Annotated in this window: 23 protein-coding genes; 11 read left to right on the top strand and 12 right to left on the bottom strand. The window is 69.6% G+C overall.

The window, feature by feature from the left end; translation table 11 throughout:
- The first annotated feature begins 100 nt into the window (after positions 1-100).
- The 4 genes from ACEVFP_RS09935 (at position 101) to abc-f (ending at position 3993) form a co-directional block, all read left to right on the top strand.
- Positions 101-1360: a cysteine desulfurase gene (locus ACEVFP_RS09935; protein ID WP_375003802.1), complete on the top strand. Its 1260-nt coding sequence runs from the start codon at positions 101-103 to the stop codon at positions 1358-1360.
- Positions 1360-1836: a Fe-S cluster assembly sulfur transfer protein SufU gene (gene sufU, locus ACEVFP_RS09930; protein WP_375003704.1), complete on the top strand. Its 477-nt coding sequence runs from the start codon at positions 1360-1362 to the stop codon at positions 1834-1836. The genes ACEVFP_RS09935 and sufU overlap by 1 nt, the downstream gene beginning before the upstream one ends.
- Entirely contained in the window at positions 1833-2207 is a 375-nt protein-coding gene (locus tag ACEVFP_RS09925; RefSeq protein WP_375003703.1) for a metal-sulfur cluster assembly factor, read from the top strand. The genes sufU and ACEVFP_RS09925 overlap by 4 nt, the downstream gene beginning before the upstream one ends.
- Positions 2208-2391: 184 nt before the next feature.
- Positions 2392-3993: a ribosomal protection-like ABC-F family protein gene (gene abc-f, locus ACEVFP_RS09920; protein WP_375003701.1), complete on the top strand. Its 1602-nt coding sequence runs from the start codon at positions 2392-2394 to the stop codon at positions 3991-3993.
- 6 nt (positions 3994-3999) lie between these two features.
- Here abc-f and ACEVFP_RS09915 read toward each other — a convergent pair whose 3' ends face one another.
- The 5 genes from ACEVFP_RS09915 to ACEVFP_RS09895 form a co-directional block, all read right to left on the bottom strand.
- The gene (locus tag ACEVFP_RS09915; RefSeq protein WP_375003700.1) at positions 4000-4773 is read right to left on the bottom strand and encodes an aminoglycoside adenylyltransferase domain-containing protein; all 774 of its coding nucleotides are present in this window, start codon (positions 4771-4773) and stop codon (positions 4000-4002) included.
- Between the two features lie 37 nt (positions 4774-4810).
- Positions 4811-5197, bottom strand: a complete 387-nt coding sequence (locus ACEVFP_RS09910) for a VOC family protein (RefSeq protein WP_375003699.1) — start codon at positions 5195-5197, stop codon at positions 4811-4813.
- A gap of 142 nt (positions 5198-5339) precedes the next feature.
- A complete protein-coding gene (locus ACEVFP_RS09905) occupies positions 5340-6584 on the bottom strand; it encodes an amidase (RefSeq protein ID WP_375003698.1) in 1245 nt (414 codons plus the stop codon).
- Entirely contained in the window at positions 6581-8080 is a 1500-nt protein-coding gene (asnB, locus tag ACEVFP_RS09900) for an asparagine synthase (glutamine-hydrolyzing) (RefSeq protein ID WP_375003697.1), read from the bottom strand. The genes ACEVFP_RS09905 and asnB overlap by 4 nt, the downstream gene beginning before the upstream one ends.
- Before the next feature lie 10 nt (positions 8081-8090).
- Complete coding sequence (locus ACEVFP_RS09895; RefSeq protein WP_375003696.1) at positions 8091-8840, bottom strand: SURF1 family protein; 750 nt, start codon at positions 8838-8840, stop codon at positions 8091-8093.
- Positions 8841-8935: 95 nt separating this feature from the next.
- Between ACEVFP_RS09895 and moaA the strand changes: the two genes are divergently transcribed.
- Positions 8936-9922, top strand: a complete 987-nt coding sequence (moaA, locus tag ACEVFP_RS09890) for a GTP 3',8-cyclase MoaA (RefSeq protein ID WP_375003695.1) — start codon at positions 8936-8938, stop codon at positions 9920-9922.
- 36 nt (positions 9923-9958) lie between these two features.
- On the opposite strand, the gene ACEVFP_RS09885 is transcribed toward moaA, so the two are convergent.
- Positions 9959-10159, bottom strand: a complete 201-nt coding sequence (locus ACEVFP_RS09885) for an acetone carboxylase (RefSeq protein WP_375003694.1) — start codon at positions 10157-10159, stop codon at positions 9959-9961.
- Entirely contained in the window at positions 10149-10511 is a 363-nt protein-coding gene (locus ACEVFP_RS09880; RefSeq protein WP_375003692.1) for a DUF3099 domain-containing protein, read from the bottom strand. The genes ACEVFP_RS09885 and ACEVFP_RS09880 overlap by 11 nt, the downstream gene beginning before the upstream one ends.
- Positions 10512-10598: 87 nt before the next feature.
- On the opposite strand from ACEVFP_RS09880, the gene ACEVFP_RS09875 reads away from it, so the two are divergent.
- The gene (locus ACEVFP_RS09875; protein WP_375003691.1) at positions 10599-10814 is read left to right on the top strand and encodes a dodecin; all 216 of its coding nucleotides are present in this window, start codon (positions 10599-10601) and stop codon (positions 10812-10814) included.
- A gap of 88 nt (positions 10815-10902) precedes the next feature.
- On the opposite strand, the gene serB is transcribed toward ACEVFP_RS09875, so the two are convergent.
- Entirely contained in the window at positions 10903-12108 is a 1206-nt protein-coding gene (serB, locus tag ACEVFP_RS09870; protein ID WP_375003689.1) for a phosphoserine phosphatase SerB, read from the bottom strand.
- A gap of 91 nt (positions 12109-12199) precedes the next feature.
- On the opposite strand from serB, the gene ACEVFP_RS09865 reads away from it, so the two are divergent.
- The 4 genes from ACEVFP_RS09865 (at position 12200) to bluB (ending at position 15327) form a co-directional block, all read left to right on the top strand.
- Positions 12200-13003 carry an ABC transporter ATP-binding protein gene (locus ACEVFP_RS09865; protein WP_375003687.1) on the top strand — a complete coding sequence of 268 codons (804 nt, stop codon included), beginning with the start codon at positions 12200-12202 and terminating at the stop codon, positions 13001-13003.
- A gap of 74 nt (positions 13004-13077) precedes the next feature.
- Complete coding sequence (locus ACEVFP_RS09860; protein WP_375003686.1) at positions 13078-13521, top strand: NfeD family protein; 444 nt, start codon at positions 13078-13080, stop codon at positions 13519-13521.
- Between the two features lie 79 nt (positions 13522-13600).
- Positions 13601-14701 carry an SPFH domain-containing protein gene (locus tag ACEVFP_RS09855; RefSeq protein ID WP_375003685.1) on the top strand — a complete coding sequence of 367 codons (1101 nt, stop codon included), beginning with the start codon at positions 13601-13603 and terminating at the stop codon, positions 14699-14701.
- Positions 14698-15327 carry a 5,6-dimethylbenzimidazole synthase gene (bluB, locus tag ACEVFP_RS09850; protein WP_375003684.1) on the top strand — a complete coding sequence of 210 codons (630 nt, stop codon included), beginning with the start codon at positions 14698-14700 and terminating at the stop codon, positions 15325-15327. Before ACEVFP_RS09855 ends, bluB begins: the two co-directional genes overlap by 4 nt.
- 54 nt (positions 15328-15381) lie before the next feature.
- Here the strand turns inward: bluB and ACEVFP_RS09845 are convergent, their stop codons facing one another.
- The gene (locus ACEVFP_RS09845; protein ID WP_375003683.1) at positions 15382-15909 is read right to left on the bottom strand and encodes a YbhB/YbcL family Raf kinase inhibitor-like protein; all 528 of its coding nucleotides are present in this window, start codon (positions 15907-15909) and stop codon (positions 15382-15384) included.
- Between the two features lie 34 nt (positions 15910-15943).
- Between ACEVFP_RS09845 and ACEVFP_RS09840 the strand changes: the two genes are divergently transcribed.
- Positions 15944-16765, top strand: a complete 822-nt coding sequence (locus ACEVFP_RS09840) for a TrmH family RNA methyltransferase (RefSeq protein WP_375003682.1) — start codon at positions 15944-15946, stop codon at positions 16763-16765.
- 19 nt (positions 16766-16784) lie between these two features.
- Here ACEVFP_RS09840 and ACEVFP_RS09835 read toward each other — a convergent pair whose 3' ends face one another.
- From ACEVFP_RS09835 to rocD, 3 genes are all read right to left on the bottom strand, one after another.
- The gene (locus ACEVFP_RS09835; RefSeq protein WP_375003681.1) at positions 16785-17057 is read right to left on the bottom strand and encodes a hypothetical protein; all 273 of its coding nucleotides are present in this window, start codon (positions 17055-17057) and stop codon (positions 16785-16787) included.
- A gap of 96 nt (positions 17058-17153) precedes the next feature.
- The gene (locus ACEVFP_RS09830; RefSeq protein WP_375003680.1) at positions 17154-17579 is read right to left on the bottom strand and encodes a hypothetical protein; all 426 of its coding nucleotides are present in this window, start codon (positions 17577-17579) and stop codon (positions 17154-17156) included.
- Between the two features lie 4 nt (positions 17580-17583).
- Positions 17584-18795, bottom strand: a complete 1212-nt coding sequence (gene rocD, locus ACEVFP_RS09825) for an ornithine--oxo-acid transaminase (protein WP_375003679.1) — start codon at positions 18793-18795, stop codon at positions 17584-17586.
- Positions 18796-18845: the final 50 nt, after the last annotated feature.

Here is an 18845-nt window from a genome sequence, read left to right as displayed (position 1 = left end):
CGGCGTCACCGGCAGGAGCTCACCCCCGTCGGCGGGGCAGGGCCCCGGCGCAGGCAGCGGGCCGAGGCCGGGCGACAAGGCTGCCTACGACGTCGCCCAGGTGCGCGAGGACTTCCCGATCCTGGGCCGACGCCTGCCCGGGTCCAGGGCCGGTGAGGATTGGCCGCTGGTCTACCTCGACAGCGCCAACACCTCGCAGAAGCCGCGTCAGGTCGTCGAGGCCCTCGAGCGGCACTACCTGCAGCACAACGCCAACGTCGCCCGGGCCATGCACCAGCTCGGTGCCGAGGCGTCGGAGTCCTTCGAGGACGCCCGCACGCGAGTGGCGTCCTTCATCGGGGCTCTCGGCCGAGAGCGGGGACGCGAGGAGGTCGTGTTCACCAAGAACGCCTCCGAGGCGCTCAACCTCGTGGCCCGCGTCCTCGGTGACGCCGGAGCCTCCCACGAGCACGGCGTCTCAGCCGGTGACGAGATCGTCATCACCGAGATGGAGCACCACTCCAACATCGTGCCGTGGCAGCAGCTCGCGGAGCGGACCGGTGCCACGCTGCGCTGGTTCGGCATCACCGATGAGGGCCGGCTCGACCTCGACGCCCTGGAGTCGCTCGTCACCGAGCGCACCAAGATCGTCTCCCTGACCTGGGTCTCCAACATGCTCGGCACCGTCAACCCGGTCGAGACCGTCATCCGACGTGCACGGGAGGTTGGTGCACTGGTCCTCCTCGACGCCTCGCAGGCCGTGCCCCAGCTCCCGGTCGACGTCGCGACTCTGGGCGCCGACCTGGTGGCCTTCACCGGCCACAAGATGGTCGGTCCGACCGGGATCGGTGTGTTGTGGGGACGGTACGACCTGCTCGCGTCGCTGCCACCGTTCCTCGGTGGTGGGGAGATGATCGAGACCGTCACGATGGAACGCAGCACCTTCGCTGCGCCGCCGTCGCGGTTCGAGGCCGGCACGCCACCCATTGCCCAAGCGGTGGGCCTGGCCGCGGCCGTGGACTACCTGGACGCGCTCGGCATGGACCAGGTGGCCGCGCACGAGCAGGCGATCACCGCCTACGCGCTGGGGCGGCTGCAGGAGATCGACGGACTGCGCATCGTCGGCCCCACGGATGCGCACATGCGCGGGGGAGCGGTGAGCTTCTCGCTGGAGGGCGTCCACCCGCACGACGTCGCCCAGCTGTTGGACTCGCGCGGCATCGCCGTGCGGGCCGGGCACCACTGCGCCAAGCCCGCCCACCAGCGCTTCGGCGTGCAGTCGACGACGCGAGCCTCGTTCTACCTCTACACGACCGAGGCGGAGATCGACGCCCTTGTGGACGCGATCGTGCACACCCAGCAGTACTTCGGGAGCCGCTGATGGATGTCGACAGCCTGTATCAAGAGATCATCCTGGACCACTACAAGCACCCCCACGGTGCGGGCCTGCGAGACCCCTTCGAGGCCGAGTCGCACCACGTCAACCCGACGTGCGGCGACGAGATCACCTTGCGGGTCCATCTCGACGGGTCGAGGGTCCGTGACGTGTCCTACGACGCGGTGGGCTGCTCCATCAGCCAGGCGTCGGCCTCGGTGATGTTCGACCTCGTGGAGGGCAAGGACGTCGAGGAGGCGTTCACCGCGCTGGAGTCGTTCACCGAGCTCATGCAGGGACGCGGCCAGGTGGAACCCGATGAGGACGTGCTGGAGGACGGCATCGCCTTTGCAGGCGTCGCGCAGTTCCCGGCGCGGGTGAAGTGTGCCCTGCTGGCCTGGATGGCATTCAAGGACGCCACCTCCCAAGCCGTCGCAGCCCAGGGCGAGACATCGCAGAACCAGACGCAGGAGGCACCATGACCGAGAACGTGCAGACCGACCACTCCGACCTGCCCGACGTCGACGTCACGCCGGCGGGGGCCACGTCCGACGAGGACGTCTGGGAGGCCATGAAGGACGTCGTTGATCCCGAGCTGGGGATCAACGTCGTCGACCTCGGCCTCGTCTACGGCGTCGACGTCGACGAGCACAGCAACACGGTGCTCTCCATGACACTGACGTCAGCGGCCTGCCCGCTGACCGATGTCATCGAGGACCAGACCCGCCAGGCCCTCGACGGCCTGGTCAACGACTTCCGCATCGAGTGGGTCTGGATGCCGCCGTGGGGCCCGGACAAGATCACCGACGACGGCCGGGAGATGCTCCGCGCGCTGGGCTTCAACGTCGGCTGACGCCGGGTCCGCCACCGCCGGACGATGCCGGCGGTCGAAGGGGTCCGACGTCACACCTGAGGATTCGGCCGTTTCACCCTGCCCTGCCTATCATGGCCGGGTGCTGATCCAACGGGAGTAGACCGCCGGCATCCTCGCGATGCCCGTTCGTGCCTGCCTGTCTCCTGAACCACGAAAGCACCCCATGATCACCGTCAGCAACGTGACGCTGCGCTTCGGCGCGCGAGTCCTCATGTCCGACGTCTCCTTCCAGGTGACCAAGGGCGACAAGATCGGTCTCGTGGGCCGCAACGGCGCCGGCAAGACGACGCTCACCAAGATGCTCGCCGGTGCCGGTGGTGAGCCTTCCGAGGGCAGCATCGGCCGGACGGGGAGCATCGGCTACCTCCCACAGGATCCGAAGGTCGACGACGTGAGCGTCTCGGCTCGCGACCGGATCCTCTCTGCCCGCGGCCTGGATGATGCCATGCGTCGCATGCGCCAGGCCGAGGTCGAGATGACGAGCGAGGACCCGGAGACCGCCGAGCGGGCCATGAAGCGCTACACCCAGGCGGACGCCGAGTTCGCTGCCGGGGGCGGGTACTCCGCCGAGGCGGAGGCTGCGACGATCTCCGCCAATCTCGGGCTGCCCGACCGGGTGCTCGCACAGCCGTTGTCGACGCTCTCCGGTGGGCAGCGCCGGCGCATCGAGCTGGCCAGGATCCTGTTCTCCGACGCCGACACGTTGCTGCTGGATGAGCCGACCAACCACCTGGATGCGGACTCCGTACGGTGGTTGCGCGGGTTCCTGCAGGACTTCGCCGGCGGGGTCGTGGTCATCAGTCACGACGTCGATCTCATCGAGGAGACCGTCAACAAGGTCCTGTACCTGGATGGCAACCGCGGAACGATCGACGTCTACAACATGGGCTGGAAGCTCTACCTGCGTCAGCGTGAGGCCGATGAGGTGCGCCGCAAGAAGGAGCGCGAGACCACCACCAAGACGGCGGAGCGGCTGATCGCCCAGGGCAACAAGATGCGCGCCAAGGCCACCAAGGCGGTGGCTGCGCAGCAGATGCTGCGTCGGGCCGAGCAGATGCTGGCCGGGCTGGAGGACGAGCGGCAGTCGGACCGCGTCGCGCGCATCGACTTCCCGGCGCCGGCCCCGTGCGGGAAGACTCCGCTCATGGCCGACGGCTTGTCCAAGTCCTACGGGTCGCTGGAGATCTTCACCGACGTGGGACTCGCGATCGATCGCGGCAGCCGGGTCGTGGTGCTGGGGCTCAACGGTGCCGGCAAGACGACGCTGCTGCGGATGCTCGCCGGCGACCTGACACCGGACACCGGTGAGCTGCAGCCGGGCCACGGCCTGAAGATCGGGTACTTCGCGCAGGAGCACGACACGCTGGACCTGGACAAGACGGTCTTCGAGAACATGCGTGATGGTGCCCCGGACCTGACCGAGACCCAGGCGCGCAGCGTGCTCGGTGCCTTCCTGTTCAGTGGTGACGACGCCCAGAAGTCGGCCAAGGTCCTGTCGGGCGGGGAGAAGACCCGGTTGGCCCTGGCCAGCCTCATCGTCTCCAGCGCCAACGTCCTGCTGCTGGACGAGCCGACCAACAACCTGGACCCGGCATCCCGCGAGGAGGTCCTCGCTGCCATCCGTTCCTACGAAGGGGCGATCGTGCTGGTGACGCACGACGAGGGGGCCGTGGCGGCGTTGGAACCTGACCGTGTGCTGCTGCTGCCCGACGGAGACGAGGACCTCTGGAACGACGAGTACGCGGAGCTGATCAGCCTGGCTTGAGGCGGGTCAGCGCAGGTGTTCGACCTGCTCCGCCAAGACGTGGGCCAGATCGCGTGCCCGGGCACGGTCGCTCGACCAGTCGTCATCGCGATCGCCCAGATAGCCGGCGCGGGCTCGAAGGAGCAGCTCGCGGTGCTCGTCGGCGAGCGAGGCCGCGACGTGCTGTGCCGCGTCGTCCTTGGACACGATGCCCCCGGTCGTCAGGGTGATGAGGGTTCGCGCCAGGGTGAGCAGGACGTTCCGCTCGTCGCCGGGAAGGTCGAGCAGGAGCTGGTCGACGTTGTCCGCCACGGCGTTGCGGAGCTGGTCCGGTGGGACGTCTGCGATCACGTCACCCAGCGGCAGTCCGTGCAGGACCCGGTGCGCCGACTGGGCCGTCGCGACGATGGTGACCACGTCGGGATCCCGCGCCGGGCCGGGGATCACACCGGAGGTGGCCTCCCGTCGTAGCCATTCGCCGTACTGGAAGTCACGTCGAGGAACGGGCTGCCAGGGCAGCTGCGTGCCGACAGCGACGCTGGTCACCTCGATCGGACGCCGTCGCGTGGCGTCGGGGAACTGATCGACGTGCCCTGACCAGCCGGAGATCTCCAGGAGCAGGGACAGCAGGGAGGCGCGTTCCGCTCCGGTGAGCGAGCTTCGGGTGACCAGCAAGGTGTCGATGTCGCTGCTCGGTCGCAGTCCCGAGCCCACTGCCGAGCCGTACAGGTAGAAGCCGAGGACACCTCCCGGGTCGTGCGTGAGGAGATGGTCCACCAACGGTTCCAGCGTCACGTCCATCCGGCGACGGTAGCAATGCAGATCACGGGAGAGTCCTCTACCGCTGGTCGCGGCGGAGCGGGTGGTCCTCGGGCACCTGGACGAGGACGATGCGGATCCCGTCGGGATCCTCGATCCAGCACTCGATGAGACCCCAGGGTTCACGCGTGGGTGCCTGGAGCACGGGCACTCCGGCGGCGGCCAGTCGAGTGTGCTCGGCCGCGACGTCACGGACCTGCAGCCACAGCGAGGCGATCTGGTCGCCGGTCTCGCTGGAGCGGCCCGAGACTTCGAGCAGGCCACCGCCCAGGAAGAACACCACGCCGGGGTGCTCCGGGTCGCCGAACTCTCGATGGACGGCGAGACCGAGCACGTCGCCGTAGAAGTGTCGGCTGCGTGCGGGGTCGCGCGGACGCAGCAGGATGCGGCTGCTCAGTACCTCCATCCGTCCGAGTGTGCCTCATGAGCACCCGCTGCGGCAGTGCCCAGGTGCGAGCTTCAAGGCCGACGCAACGGCCAGTACGCCGGCGCCGAAGCCGGTCAGGGTCGCGATTGGTCCGACGGCACCGGTCCGCGTGCCGTCGGCATTACGTGCGGATGGCTTGCTCCACGGTGGCTGCCACGCGATACAGCGTCGCGTCCTGTCCCGTGGCCGCCATGAGCTGCAGACCGACGGGAAGACCGTCCGACAGCCCGCACGGCAGTGAGAGCGCTGGGAGTCGGGCCATGTTGGCCTCGACCGTCCACCAGTCCGTCCGGGGACGCGCCAGGGGGTCGTCGATGCCCGGCCGTCCGAGGGGTGGTGCCACGAGGGGGACTGTCGGACTGATCATGACGTCGCAGCTGGCGAACTCCGTGCGAGCGTCTGCGGTGATCCGCTCACGCACGGCCAGGGCCTCGGCGTGCTCGTGGGACCCGTCCAACCGACGGGCGATCTCCAACCGGCTCGAGGCTTCGTCGCCGAGGCCTCCGGGCGCGTGCTGCTCCAGGACGGGTAGGGCCTCCACCGAGGTGATGGCCAGGTAGGTGTCGAGCAGCTCGCCGAAGCGCGGGACCTCCACATCGACGATCTCGGCCCCCAGCAGCCGCATCGCCTCGACAGCCTCCTCGAACCTCAGCAGGGCGCCCGGGGCGTTGCGATCTCCGCTCATCGGGACGACCCGTCCGATGCGCCACCCGGCCAAGGAGCGCGACCGCGCACCACGACGTGCCGCCGCGTGATGGCCGTTGGACCCGGCCATCACGTCGTGCAGCAGGGCGGCGGTGAGGACGTCGGGCGCCATCGGGCCGACCCTGTCCAACGACGGTGCAAAGTCGACCACGCCGTCGACAGGCACGCTGCCCGGCGATGGAGCCATCCCGACCACTCCGCAGAAGGCGGCGGGCTCGCGGATCGATCCGCCGGTGTCCGTCCCGATCGCCGCGATCCCGTGGGCGGCGACCGCCGCCCCGGACCCGCCGCTGGATCCGCCCGCCGTACGCGTCGGGTCGTGCGGATTGCGGGTGGGGCCGAAGACCGATGTCTCCGTCGACGCACCCATCGCGAGCTCGTCCAGGTTGGTGGTCCCGACCACGGTCGCGCCGGCTGCCCGGAGCCGCCGCACCACCTCGGCGTCGCCCCGTGCAGGTCCGAGCGTCCCGCGCGACGCCGAACCGCAGGCCCATGGGGCGCCCCGGACGGCCACGTTGTCCTTGACGGCCACGCAGCGGCCGCTCAGCGGCCCGGAGGAGACCTCCGCCATGGCTGACCGGTCGACATGGACGAAGGCGTTCAGCGTGGTGTCCTGCTCGAGGATCATCTCGAGCAGCTCGGCAACCGGCCGGTCCGTCACGGCGTCGCGAACCGCCCGAGCACACCCGCGTCGATCCCGGCGAGCTGACGGGCGAACATCCGCTGGTAGGCGAGCTCCTCACGAGTGCGGGGCGACGGGAGACCTGCCACGCGCTCGTCGTCCCAGGAGTCCTCCGGCACCAGGTCGTGCGCATGCGCAGCGGTGACGTCCGCGGTACCGCTGCCGTCGCCGAACTGTTCCTTGGGCCGCCACAGCACCTCCTCGGGCAACCAGCCGGTGAACGCCTCACGCAGCAGAGCCTTCTCCTGACCGTGCGAACCAGGAATCCGCCAGTCGATCGGGATGCGACCGGCCAGGTCCACGAGGTCACGGTCGAGGAAGGGCACCCGGGCCTCGAGACCGTGCGCCATCGTGACGCGGTCGCACCGTTGCAGGTTGAGATGGTGCAGACCGGAGATCGAGCGCAGGAGCTCCTGCTGCAGGTCGCCACGCTCGATGTCGCGGTGGTGCGCATACCCGGCGAACAGCTCGTCGGCGCCTTCGCCGGTGAGCACGACCTTGACGACCGATGCCGCAGTCTCGGCGAGCAGGTAGTTCGGGACGGCGCTACGCACCAGCGACGGCTCGTAGGACTCGATGGACGCCACGACGCCCGGCAGGACGGCCAGCACCTCCTCGGCGTCGTAGACGCGTTCGTGATGCTCCAGGCCGAGGTACTCGGCCACACGCCGGGCTGCGACGAGGTCCGAGCTGCCCTCGGTCCCGGCGGCGAAGGAGTGCACCGGCCCGGGCACGTCGTCGGTGAAGGACGCCATGATGGCAGCCACGAGGCTCGAGTCGAGGCCACCGGACAAGAACACCCCGACCGGCACGTCGGCCATCATGCGACGTCGCACGGCCGTGACGAGGGTGGTGCGGATGAGTTCGCGAGCCTCGTCGAGGCTTGCCACCTCCGTTCCACTGACATGAAGCTCCCGGAAGCGGACCAGTCCCTCCTCGGGAGTCCAGCGGTGTCCGGGCGGAAACTGTTCCACCAGGGGTCGGACGGCAGGATCGAACGCCACGAGCTCGGACGCGAAGACCGTCACCCCGTCGACGTGTGCCCAGTACAGGGGCTTGACCCCCAACGGGTCGCGTACCGCCACGACCCGACCGTCCTCGTGGGCGACGACGAATGCGTACATGCCGCGCAGGTCTGCCAACGCCTGGAGGTCACCGGTGACGGCTGCCGCGAGGGCGGCCTCGCTGTCGGAGTCGGTGCGAAAGTGCAGCCCACGGACGCGTCGGAGCTCACGGTGGTTGTAGATCTCGCCATTGACGACCGCCCAGTGCCCGCCCACCGGGCCGAGCGGTTGATCGCCCTCGTCGAGGTCGACGATCGCGAGCCGGACGTGTCCCAGCCACGTCGCCCCGACCACGCGCTCGCCCCGGCCGTCCGGGCCGCGGTGCCGGATCCGCTCCAGCATGGCGCGGCCCTGCTGGGCCAAGGACTCCGAGACGCCAGAGGGGGAATGGATCGCAACGACACCGCACATCGCCTCGACCCTACGTGGCGACGCCCTTGCGAGCCTCCCGACGGTCCCGCGCCTCGGACCACGCGAACCAGAGGAAGCCGATGACCGCGAGCAGTCCGAAGAACCACCACTGCAGGGCGTAGAAGAAGTGCGGCCCCTGCCCGAGGTCCGGAACGGGTTCGGGACGCAGGTCACCGGTGCCGCCGGTCTGTTCCTGCAGCTCCAGGTAGCCGCTGCGCAGGTCCTGCGGGACGGTCTCCGAGACAGTGGCGGCCGAGACGGCACGCACCTGGCCGTCGTACGGGGTGACTGCCCGCTCGCCCGCCTCGGAGTCCGGACGGAGCCATCCCACGACGTCCACCTCGCCCTGCGGCGGAGCCTGGATGTCCTCGGGACGCTCGTTGTTGTTGGCGGTCTGCATCCAGCCGCGATCGACGAGGATCGCCGTGCCGTCCGCCAGGAGGAGCGGCGTCACCACGTCGACCCCGGGTGCTCCGTCGCGGGTGCTGAACTTCACCGTCAGCTCGTGCTCCGGGTCGTAGGTCCCGGTGACCTGGACGGTGCTCCACTCCGCATCGTCAGCGACGTCCTCGCCGGGCGCGACGACGTCGTCGAGCGGAACCGGGTCGGCCAGGAGGTTCTCCCGGGCCACGGCGTTGTCCACCACGCGGGCGTCATGCTTGTCCATCTGCCACATGCCGGCCCGCAGACAGATCGCCGTGAGCAGCACGACGCACAGTGCGAAGCCGAGCCACCGGCGCGTCAGGAGGAAGCCGTACACGGCCCGAACCTAGTTCTTGGCGCCAACTCCGCGAGCGGCAGGGTGGTCCGGCCGACCGAGCGGCATGGGTGGTCCCTCGCCCGTAGGCTGGTGCAATGGAGCTCATCGACACTCACGGACGCGTCGCGACCGACCTGCGTGTGTCGCTGACCGACCGGTGCAACCTGCGCTGTCAGTACTGCATGCCGGCCGAGGGCCTGGAGTGGATGCCCACCGAGGAGGTCCTGTCCGATGCCGAGCTCGTGCGGCTGATCGGCATCGGGGTCCGACGGCTCGGGATCCGGGACGTCCGCTTCACCGGAGGAGAGCCGCTCCTGCGGCGAGGGCTGGCGAGCATCATCGCGGCCACCAAGGAGCTGCCCGGCGCACCGCAGACAGCCATCACGTCCAACGGCATGGGACTGAGGCACACCGCCGAGGCGCTCGCCCGGGCCGGTCTGGACCGGGTCAACATCAGTCTCGACACGACTGACCCCGAGACCTTCCACAGGATCACCCGGCGGGACCGCCTGCAGGACGTGATCGACGGGCTGCAGGCCGCCAAGGACGCCGGGCTCGCGCCGGTCAAGGTCAACGCGGTACTGCTGCGCGGCATGAACGTCGACCAGGCGCCCGACCTGCTGCGCTGGTGCATGAAGCACGACTACGAGCTGCGGTTCATCGAGCAGATGCCGCTGGATGCCCAGCACGGCTGGAGCCGCGAGGCGATGGTGACGGCGGCCGAGACCCTGGAGCTGCTCTCGGACCACTTCGTGCTCGAGCCGCTGCCCGGCCGGGGCTCGGCGCCGGCCGAACGGTTCCTCATCGACGGCGGCCCGCAGACCGTCGGGATCATCGCCTCGGTCACCCGGCCGTTCTGCGGCGACTGCAACCGGGTGCGGCTGACGGCCGACGGACAGGTGCGCAACTGCCTGTTCGCCCGGGAGGAGTCAGACCTGAGGACGGCGCTGCGCGACGGAGCGGACGACACCGAGATCGCTCGACGTTGGGCCGCCGCGATGCTGACCAAGCTGCCGGGTCACGGCATCGATGATCCGTCGTTCCTGCAGCCCACGCGGCCGATGTCATCGATCGGCGGCTGAGAGCCGGTCCTGGAACGGGCCGTCAGGACGGCCGCCTCAGAACGGAACGGTCTGCTTGTAGAAGCCGCGTGCGTCGAGGAACCGGCGAAGCGTCTGCTCGTGCTCCTCGCACGCCAGCCAGGTCTTGCGACGCTCCGGGGCGTGGATCTTGGGATTGTTCCACTCGATGCGGTGGGCTGCGGGCATGGTGCAGCCCTTGGACGAGCAGATCAGCTCATCGGGTCCGTCAGTGCTCACGAGGCTCCTGTTCCTGCGGTTCGGAGGTGCTCGGGCCGTCGGCGATCTCGCCGTAGGGGTCCGGTGTCATCAGGTCCGTGCCCGATCCCTTGCTGCGCACGCCGGAGTTGGCCAGCACGACGGACGTGTACGGCAGGAAGGTGGCGAGCACGATGAGCGTGACGCCCGCCCACACCTGGTACTGCCAGGCGATCACACCGGCGACGAAGCAGACAGACCGGATGGCCATGGAGATCGCGTACCGCTTCTCGCGGCCGCCGAGCTCGTCGCTGTGGCCGGTGGAGGCAGAGGTGATGGAGTACACCTGTTCCTCATCGCCGCGGCGTGGGGGGTCGTGCTTCTCGGCTGACACTCCTTCAGCCTACGCCCCTGGGCGTCGGCGCACATGAGACAGCCGGCCAGGCTGCAGGAGACGCCGTGCAGGCTGCATGATGGGGGCATGAGCAACCGCACCTACCGCGTCACTGAGATCGTCGGCACCTCCACGGACGGTGTCACCGAAGCCATCGAGAACGGCATCAGGCGTGCCGGCAAGACCCTGCGCCACCTGGACTGGTTCGAGGTGGAGCAGATCCGTGGGCAGGTCGTCGACCTCGACGTCGAGCACTACCAGGTGACGATGAAGCTGGGCTTCCGTCTGGAGGACGACGACTGACACGGGGTGCGGCCCGCGGCTGCACCGGACACGGTCCTGAGACGCCCCGGGCCGCTCGGGCCTGCCGGAGAGGTCACGATCCGCTGGGTCAGTCGTCGGCGTCGGCTGCCTCGATCTCCTCGCGCGTGATCCCGAGGAAGTAGACGATCGAGTCGAGGTAGGGCGAGTTGACCGAGGTACGAGCCTGTCCCCGGACCGCCGGCTTGGCATTGAAGGCGATCCCCAGACCCGCCGCGGCGAGCATGTCGAGGTCGTTCGCGCCGTCGCCGACCGCGATGGTGTTCTTGATGCCGATGCGGGCCGCGGCGGCGAAACGACGCAGCGCCTCGGCCTTGCCGGCCCGGTCCACCACCGGTCCGACGACCTCGCCGGTCAGCCGTCCGTCGACGATCTCGAGCTCGTTGGCAGCGTGGTAGTCGATCCCGAAGTCACGGGCGATCCGCTCGATGATGTGGGTGAAGCCACCGCTGACGAGGGCGAACCGGAACCCGAGCCGTTTCAGGGTGCGGATCATGGTGCGGGCGCCGGGCGTGTAGACGAGGTTCTCGTAGACCTCGTCGAGGGCTGCCACCGGGACACCCTGCAGCCTGGCGACCCGCTGACGCAGGGACTGCTCGAAGTCCAGCTCGCCGCGCATCGCGGCCTCGGTGACGGAGGCGACCTCCTGCGCGCACCCGGCGTGCTCGGCCAGCATCTCGATCACCTCGCCCTGGATGAGCGTGGAGTCGACGTCCATGACGACCAGACGTTGGGCGTGCCGCAGGATGCCGCGCTCCTCGACGGCGACGTCGATGCCGTGCTCGAAGGCGGCCTGCGCAAGGTCGGACTGCAGGACGTCCGGGTCAGCGCCGGAGACCTCCAGGCGCAAGGCGGTGACCGGGTACCGGGCGAGCCGCAGGATGCGGTCGATGTTGCCGTCGGCGGCCTTGATCCGGGCGGTGAGGGCCGCCATCGCGGCCGGGCGCAACGGGTGCCCGAGCACGGTCACCTGGCTGCGCCCCACGCGGCGCGGTCGGTTGTCACCGGCGCCGCGCTCGATCTCCACGTCCAGGCCCAGCTCCGCGGCGGCTTGGCGCACCGCGGTGGCGAGGGGGTCCAGGTCCTCGGGCTCGGTGGCGAGCACGCTGAGCACGAGGCGGCCACGCACGACGAGCTGCTCGACGTCGACCACCTCGACGTCGACGCTCGAGAGCACCTCGAACAGGCGTGTGGAGACGCCGCTGTGGTCCGGACCCGTGAGGGTCACCAGGACGGTGGGTGAGGTGAGCTGCAGGGCTGGCACGTGCTCGGTCATCGAGCCTGAGGCTATCGTCCGGGCGGCGCTCGTGCCTCACCCCCGCCACGATACGTTTGACCCGCACGGGGCAGTTCCGGACGGAGGACGCATGGCGGCAGTGATCGAGCTCGACTCGGTGACCGTCCTGCGTCCCGGCAAGGCGCTGCTGCAGAACCTCACGTGGACCGTGGACGAGTCCGAGCGATGGGTGGTCCTGGGGGCCAACGGAGCCGGCAAGAGCACGCTCATGCAGATCGTCGGCGCACAGATGTACCCCACGACCGGAACGGCCACGATCCTCGGTGATCGCCTCGGCGCGGTGGAGGTCTTCGACCTGCGCACGCGCATCGGGCACAGCGGGACCTCGATCGCCGAGCGCATCCCGCCGGGGGAGACGGTTGTGGACGCCATCGTCTCGGCCGCGCACGCCGTCACCGGGCGTTGGCGCGAGAAGTACGACGCCCACGACCTCGAGCGGGCCCACCAGATCATGGGGGAGCTGGGGATCAGCACCCTGACGCACCGCACCTTCGGCACGCTGTCGGAGGGCGAGCGCAAGCGGACCCTCATCGCCCGCGCCCTCATGACGGACCCAGAGCTCCTGCTGCTCGACGAGCCAGGGGCGGGGCTGGACCTCGGTGCCCGCGAGGACCTCCTGATGAGCCTGGACGTCCTGTCCACCGCGCCCGGCGCGCCCGTGCTGGTCATGGTGTCCCACCACGTGGAGGAGATCCCCGAGGGCTTCACGCACGTCCTGATGCTGCGCGAGGGCCAGGTGGTGGCCGCCGGTCCGATCGAGGAGACGCTCACGGCGCTCACACTCGGCAGGACCTTCGGCATGCGCCTGGAGCTCGAGCAGGTCGGCGGCCGCTACACCGCCCGCAGGGCTGCCTTCGGTCACCGAGCGCGTTGAGCCTGCGCTGATACCGTGTTGCCCCGAGCACAGGCGCTTCGAACCGCCGACAGGACCTCACAGGAGGGCGAACGATGATCGAGTGGATGGCCGAGAACGTCTGGGTCGTCTGGATCGGGATCGCCGTGCTCCTCGCGATCGTCGAGATGCTGAGTCTCGACCTCGTGTTCCTGATGTTCGCGCTCGCGGCCCTGTCCGCGGCGGTGGTGAGCGGTCTGGGCGGCCCGCTGTGGCTCGCCCTGCTGGTCTTCGGAGTGGTGGCACTGGGACTGTTGTACTTCGCCCGACCACCGATGGTCTCGCGGCTGCACCAGGGCCCGACGCTGACCACGGGCCATCACGCACTGGTGGGTCGAACTGCCGTCGTGGCCGAGCCGGTCGACTCCTTCGGCGGCCGCGTCGAGCTGGCCGGGGAGATCTGGTCCGCGCGGACCGAGTCGTCCGAGCCGCTGGTCGTGGGTGCCGAGGTCGTCGTCACCCGGATCGACGGGGCTACCGCAGTCGTCAGCTCACGGTGAACGGGCCGACGCCGATGCGCCACCGGGACGCCCGGAGACCGACCCACCTCATGCAAGCCCCACAACCCAAGGAGCCCCGATGGCTACTGCCCTGACCGTGGTCCTCGTGCTACTGGCGATCCTCGCGATCGTCGTCGTCACGATGACCATCAAGATCGTCCCGCAGGCACGCGCAGGCATCGTCGAGCGGTTCGGGAAGTACCGCGCCACGCTGCCGGCCGGCCTCAACATCGTGATGCCGTTCATCGACAAGGTGCGCTACATGATCGACCTGCGCGAGCAGGTGGTCTCCTTCCCGCCCCAGCCGGTCATCACCGAGGACAACCTGACGGTCTCGATCGACACCGTCATCTACTTCCAGGTGACCGACCCCGTCGCCGCCACCTACGAGATCGCCCACTACATCCAGGCGATCGAGCAGCTCACCATGACGACGCTGCGAAACATCATCGGTGGCATGTCCCTCGAGCACGCCCTCACCAGCCGCGACCAGATCAACACCGGTCTGCGTGGTGAGCTGGACGGCGCCACCGGTAAGTGGGGCATCCGCGTCAACCGTGTGGAGCTCAAGGGCATCGACCCGCCGCCGTCCATCTCCGACGCCATGGAGAAGCAGATGCGCGCCGAGCGTGACAAGCGTGCGGCGATCCTGACCGCCGAGGGTGAGCGCCAGTCGGCGATCCTCTCGGCCGAGGGCTCCAAGCAGGCGGACATCCTGACGGCGGAGGGCCAGAAGCAGGCGGAGATCCTGGGAGCCCAGGCCGAGCGCCAGGCCGCGATCCTTCGAGCCCAGGGTGAGGGTCAGGCCATCCAGACGGTGTTCCAGGCCATCCACGACGGCAACCCTGACCAGAAGCTGCTGTCCTACCAGTACCTGCAGATGCTGCCCAAAATCGCCGAGGGTGAGAACGCCTCGACATGGATCGTCCCGGCCGAGCTCACCAAGGCACTGGGCACCTTGGGCGGCACGGTCGGAACCGTTCCGGTCGACGGCGGCGGCAGCAAGAAGCGCATCGACCTGGAGGAACCGGTCGTCGAGGACGCTCCGGACATGGCGTCCACCCAGGAGGCCGTCGAGGCGGCCCTGGAGGCCGCCAAGGACGCCGAGGGCCCCGGCGGCCGCCGCAAGGGCGACAAGGCAGACAAGGGAGACAAGGGCGATACGCCGTCGGCTCCGTGACTCAGCGCTTCTCGGAGGCTGAGCGCCGGGCGGTCTACCGGGTCATCGCCGAGCGTCGCGACATGCGGCACTTCAGCGGTGGCGCGGTGGATCCCGGTGTGCTGCGACGCATCCTGGAGGCGGCACATGCCGCGCCGAGCGTTGGTCTCATGCAGCCGTGGCGGTTCCTGCGAGTCCAGGACCCGCACGTGCGGCAGGGCATCGCCGACCTGGTGGCGATCGAGCGTGACCGCACGGCCGAGGAGCTGGGGGAGCGGGCCGCGGAGTTCCTGCGGCTCAAGGTCGAAGGGATCGGCGAGTGCGCCGAGCTGCTGGTCGTCTCACTGGGGCCGGACCGCGACCGGCACGTCTTCGGGCGGCGCACGATGCCGCACATGGACGTGGCCTCGGTGGCCTGCGCCATCCAGAACCTGTGGCTCGCGGCGCGGTCGGAGAACCTCGGGATGGGCTGGGTCTCGATGTTCGAGCCCCGGGCGCTGGCCGAGCTCCTGGCGCTCCCGGAGGGTTCGGAGCCACTGGCCGTCCTGTGCTTGGGACCTGTGGAGCGGTTCTACGACAAGCCGATGCTCGTCGAGGAGCGCTGGGCCGAGCCCAGGCCCCTCGACGAGCTGGTGGAGCACCGTTGAGCGCCTGACGGCTCCGCGCCGCTCAGGCCATGGTGCTCAGTGCTGGCGTGATGCTCAGTGCTGGTAGGTGCCGTGCAGGATCGCGCGCCCCAGCGTCTTGAAGGCCAGGTTGAAGCCGACGACCGCAGGGGAGACGTCACCGTCGACCCCGAGCGTCGGTTCGGAGACCGCATGCACGACGAAGTAGTAGCGGTGCACCTGGTCCCCCGGCGGTGGTGCGGCTCCCATGAAGCCCTTGCCGCCGCCGTCGTTGCGGACGTGGAAGGCTCCGGCGGGCAGCGCGTCGTCGTCTGCGCCAGCACCGGCCTCGAGCGACGTCACGTCGGCCGGCAGGTCGACGGCCACCCAGTGCCAGAAGCCGGAGACGGTGGGGGCATCGGGGTCGAAGCAGGTGACGACGTAGGACTGTGTCCCCTCGGGCGCGCCGGACCAGGACAGCTGGGGCGAGGTGTCGCCGCCGGCATTGACCTGGGCGTCGTCGAGGGGCCGCCCGTCGGTGACATCGGTGCTGGTGACGTCGAACGACGGCACCGCGGGCAGGAGCGGGTACGGGTCGGGTGTGACAGGTCGGTCGAGAGTCATGCCACCTACGCTAACCGGCCCCTACGCTGTCGGCATGGCCGAGATGACATCTGTCGACGACCTGGCTGATCCGAGGCTGCGAGACTACGTCGACCTGCGGGACGTCCAGCTGCGGCAGGCCGTCGAGGGTGAGCGCGGCATCTTTCTGGCCGAGGGCGAGAAGGTGGTCCGCCGTGCGCTGCAGGCCGGTCACCGTCCGCGGTCGTTCCTGATGGCCCCGCGGTGGGTGGAGTCCCTCGCCGACGTGATGGCCGAGCAGGACGCGCCGTGCTTCGTCATGGACGAGGCGTCGATCGAGCAGCTCACGGGCTTCCACGTCCACCGCGGGGCGCTCGCCGCGCTGGAGCGGCCCGACCTGCTGTCGGCGGTGGAGGTGTTGCACCGGGCGCGCCGGGTGGCGGTGTTGGAGGACCTGAGTGACCACACGAACGTCGGAGCGGTCTTCCGCAGTGTCGCGGCCTTCGGGTTCGATGCTGTGCTGCTCTCGCCACGGTGCGCCGATCCGCTCTACCGGCGGGCCATCAAGGTCTCCATGGGGACGGTGTTCGCCCTCCCGTACGCGCGCATCGACCACTGGTATGGCGGGCCGGCCCTGCTGAGAGACGCCGGGTTCACCACCTACGCCATGACGTTGGCCGACGACGCCGTACCCCTGGATGCCGTGGACCGGGACGTGGACCGTCTCGCGGTCGTGCTTGGTTCGGAGGGGCACGGCATCAGCGAGCACTGGCAGCGCGAGTGCGACGTGCGGGTCACGATCCCGATGGCAGAGCGGGTCGACTCGCTCAACGTCGCGGCCTCGGCGGCGGTGGCCTGCTGGCAGCTACGGGGCCGCCGGGACGACCCACGCCCCTGAGTGCCCTGGGCCTCTGGGCTCAGTCCGAGGCATGGGCTCGCAACCCGAGCAGCACCCCGAAGCCGATCACCGCGATCAGCGAGAGGACACCGCCGAGCCCCAGACCGAGGACGCCCGCCAGGATCAGCGTCGGGTCACCCGCGGTCTGGATCGGGCCGGTCGGATCGAGCTTCGTCCGAGGGAGGTTGGCGAACGCGATGATGCAGCCCACCACCTGGACGGCCAGGCCGCCGACGAGCATCGACCACAACCAGCTCAGTGGTTGCTTCCATGGAAGGTCTGCGGACGTCATGACTGACCTCTTTCGCCGGACGCGGGTCCCCAGACAACCACACCGGTGACAGGAGCGGCACCATGCTTCGTTCCGTGGCACGGCCGGAGGGCGGCGTCACTGGTCGAGGCGGGACAGCCAGCCTTCGAGGTCGTCGGCCGAGAACGCCGCTGCGTCACCCATGCCCTGACGTTCCCACGTCACGATGATCAGGTCGCGGGTGGCCGTGCTGCCCATGAACTGCCGACTGCGCTGCACGGACGTGATGTCCTCCCGGGGCACCTCGATCTCGCGGTCGGGGACGAGCTGGACGAACAGGAGCCGCGTGTCGGACATCGCCAGGGTGCCGATGCCCCGCGTCTGGTTCTTCCCGTCGGAGGCCAGCCCGAAGATCGCGGCAGGGCCGGAGTGGGTGGGGGAGATGGTGGCCAGCCGCGTCCGGTGACGGGCGCGCATGCGCCGAACCCGCACGACGCCCACCAGGAGCACGACGACGACGGCCAACGCCAGCGCCGCGGCGACGATGCCGAGGACCTCCAGCATCGCCTCAGGCCTTCAGCGCGACGCCCAGGGCGTCGACGGCGTGGTCGATCTCCTCGCGGGAGATCACCAGTGGCGGCGCCATCCGCAACGTGCGGTGGTGCGTCTCCTTGCACAGCACACCCTGGTCCCGCAGGGCCATGGAGACCTCACGCCCGGTCTTGGCGATGGGGTCGATGTCGACACCGGCCCACAGACCACGCCCCCGGACGGCTGCGACACCGTTGCCGACGAGGTCGTCCAGGCGCTGGTGCAGGTGCTCACCCAGCTCGGCGGACCGCTGCTGGAACTCACCGCTGCGCAGCAGGCCGATGACCGCCCGCCCGACCGCGCACGCCACCGGGTACCCGCCGAAGGTCGAGCCATGGCTGCCGGGCTTGAGCACCCCGAGGACGTCGGAGCGGCCGACGACGGCCGAGACCGGAACGATGCCCCCACCGAGAGCCTTGCCCAACGTGTAGAGGTCTGCCCGGACACCTTCGTGGTCCAGGGCGAAGAGCTCACCGGTGCGTGCCAGGCCGGCCTGGATCTCGTCGCTGATCAGCAGGACGTCGTTCTCGTCGCAGGCGGAGCGAACGTCGGCCCAGAAGCCCTCGGGCGGGACGACGACCCCGGCCTCGCCCTGGATCGGCTCCATCAGGACCGCGGCGGTGTTGGGACCGATGGCCTCGCGCACCGCTTGCGCGTCGCCGTAGGGGACGGTGACGAACCCGGGCGTGAAGGGGCCGTAGTTGTCGTGGGCGACCGGGTCGTCGGAGAAGGAGACGATCGTGGTGGTGCGCCCGTGGAAGTTGCCCGAGGCCACGATGATCTCGGCGGAGTCGAACTCGACGCCCTTGACCTGGTAGGCCCACTTGCGGGCCACCTTGATGGCCGACTCCACGGCCTCGGCCCCGGTGTTCATGGTCAGGACCATCTCGGTGCCGGTCAGCTCGGCCAGCTCATGACAGAACGCCCCGAACTGGTCGTTGTGGAAGGCACGGGAGGTGAGCGTCAACCGGTCGAGCTGCTCGTGCGCGGCCTTGATGAGCGCCGGGTGACGGTGCCCGAAGTTCAGCGCGGAGTAGCCCGACAGGAAGTCGAGGTAGCGCTGCCCCTCGACGTCGGTGACCCAGGCGCCCTCGGCCTCGGCGATGACGACGGGCAGTGGGTGGTAGTTGTGCGCCCCCCACTCCTCGTCCAGCGTGATGATCGAAGACGTCAGTCCGGTGTCGGCCATGGGGCAACCGTAGCGGCCGCCCCCGCTCCGCGACGGTCATGGTGCGGGCC

It is taken from the genome of Aeromicrobium sp. CTD01-1L150 (assembly GCF_041951745.1).
In the GTDB taxonomy this organism is placed as follows: Bacteria; Actinomycetota; Actinomycetes; order Propionibacteriales; family Nocardioidaceae; genus Aeromicrobium.
Note: the sequence above shows the minus strand (reverse complement) of the source record. Positions and strands in the feature narration are given on the sequence as shown.

What these genes read in the sequence shown, in the direction of transcription:
- rocD (WP_375003679.1), bottom strand. Translation starts at nt 18,795, where the DNA reads ATGGCCGACACCGGACTGACGTCTTCGATCATCACGCTGGACGAGGAG.
- moaA (WP_375003695.1), top strand. Translation starts at nt 8,936, where the DNA reads ATGGAGCTCATCGACACTCACGGACGCGTCGCGACCGACCTGCGTGTG.
- ACEVFP_RS09835 (WP_375003681.1), bottom strand. Translation starts at nt 17,057, where the DNA reads ATGACGTCCGCAGACCTTCCATGGAAGCAACCACTGAGCTGGTTGTGG.
- ACEVFP_RS09860 (WP_375003686.1), top strand. Translation starts at nt 13,078, where the DNA reads ATGATCGAGTGGATGGCCGAGAACGTCTGGGTCGTCTGGATCGGGATC.
- sufU (WP_375003704.1), top strand. Translation starts at nt 1,360, where the DNA reads ATGGATGTCGACAGCCTGTATCAAGAGATCATCCTGGACCACTACAAG.
- serB (WP_375003689.1), bottom strand. Translation starts at nt 12,108, where the DNA reads ATGACCGAGCACGTGCCAGCCCTGCAGCTCACCTCACCCACCGTCCTG.
- asnB (WP_375003697.1), bottom strand. Translation starts at nt 8,080, where the DNA reads ATGTGCGGTGTCGTTGCGATCCATTCCCCCTCTGGCGTCTCGGAGTCC.
- ACEVFP_RS09840 (WP_375003682.1), top strand. Translation starts at nt 15,944, where the DNA reads ATGGCCGAGATGACATCTGTCGACGACCTGGCTGATCCGAGGCTGCGA.
- ACEVFP_RS09910 (WP_375003699.1), bottom strand. Translation starts at nt 5,197, where the DNA reads ATGGAGGTACTGAGCAGCCGCATCCTGCTGCGTCCGCGCGACCCCGCA.
- ACEVFP_RS09865 (WP_375003687.1), top strand. Translation starts at nt 12,200, where the DNA reads ATGGCGGCAGTGATCGAGCTCGACTCGGTGACCGTCCTGCGTCCCGGC.
- ACEVFP_RS09875 (WP_375003691.1), top strand. Translation starts at nt 10,599, where the DNA reads ATGAGCAACCGCACCTACCGCGTCACTGAGATCGTCGGCACCTCCACG.
- ACEVFP_RS09925 (WP_375003703.1), top strand. Translation starts at nt 1,833, where the DNA reads ATGACCGAGAACGTGCAGACCGACCACTCCGACCTGCCCGACGTCGAC.
- ACEVFP_RS09845 (WP_375003683.1), bottom strand. Translation starts at nt 15,909, where the DNA reads ATGACTCTCGACCGACCTGTCACACCCGACCCGTACCCGCTCCTGCCC.
- ACEVFP_RS09855 (WP_375003685.1), top strand. Translation starts at nt 13,601, where the DNA reads ATGGCTACTGCCCTGACCGTGGTCCTCGTGCTACTGGCGATCCTCGCG.
- ACEVFP_RS09915 (WP_375003700.1), bottom strand. Translation starts at nt 4,773, where the DNA reads ATGGACGTGACGCTGGAACCGTTGGTGGACCATCTCCTCACGCACGAC.
- abc-f (WP_375003701.1), top strand. Translation starts at nt 2,392, where the DNA reads ATGATCACCGTCAGCAACGTGACGCTGCGCTTCGGCGCGCGAGTCCTC.
- ACEVFP_RS09830 (WP_375003680.1), bottom strand. Translation starts at nt 17,579, where the DNA reads ATGCTGGAGGTCCTCGGCATCGTCGCCGCGGCGCTGGCGTTGGCCGTC.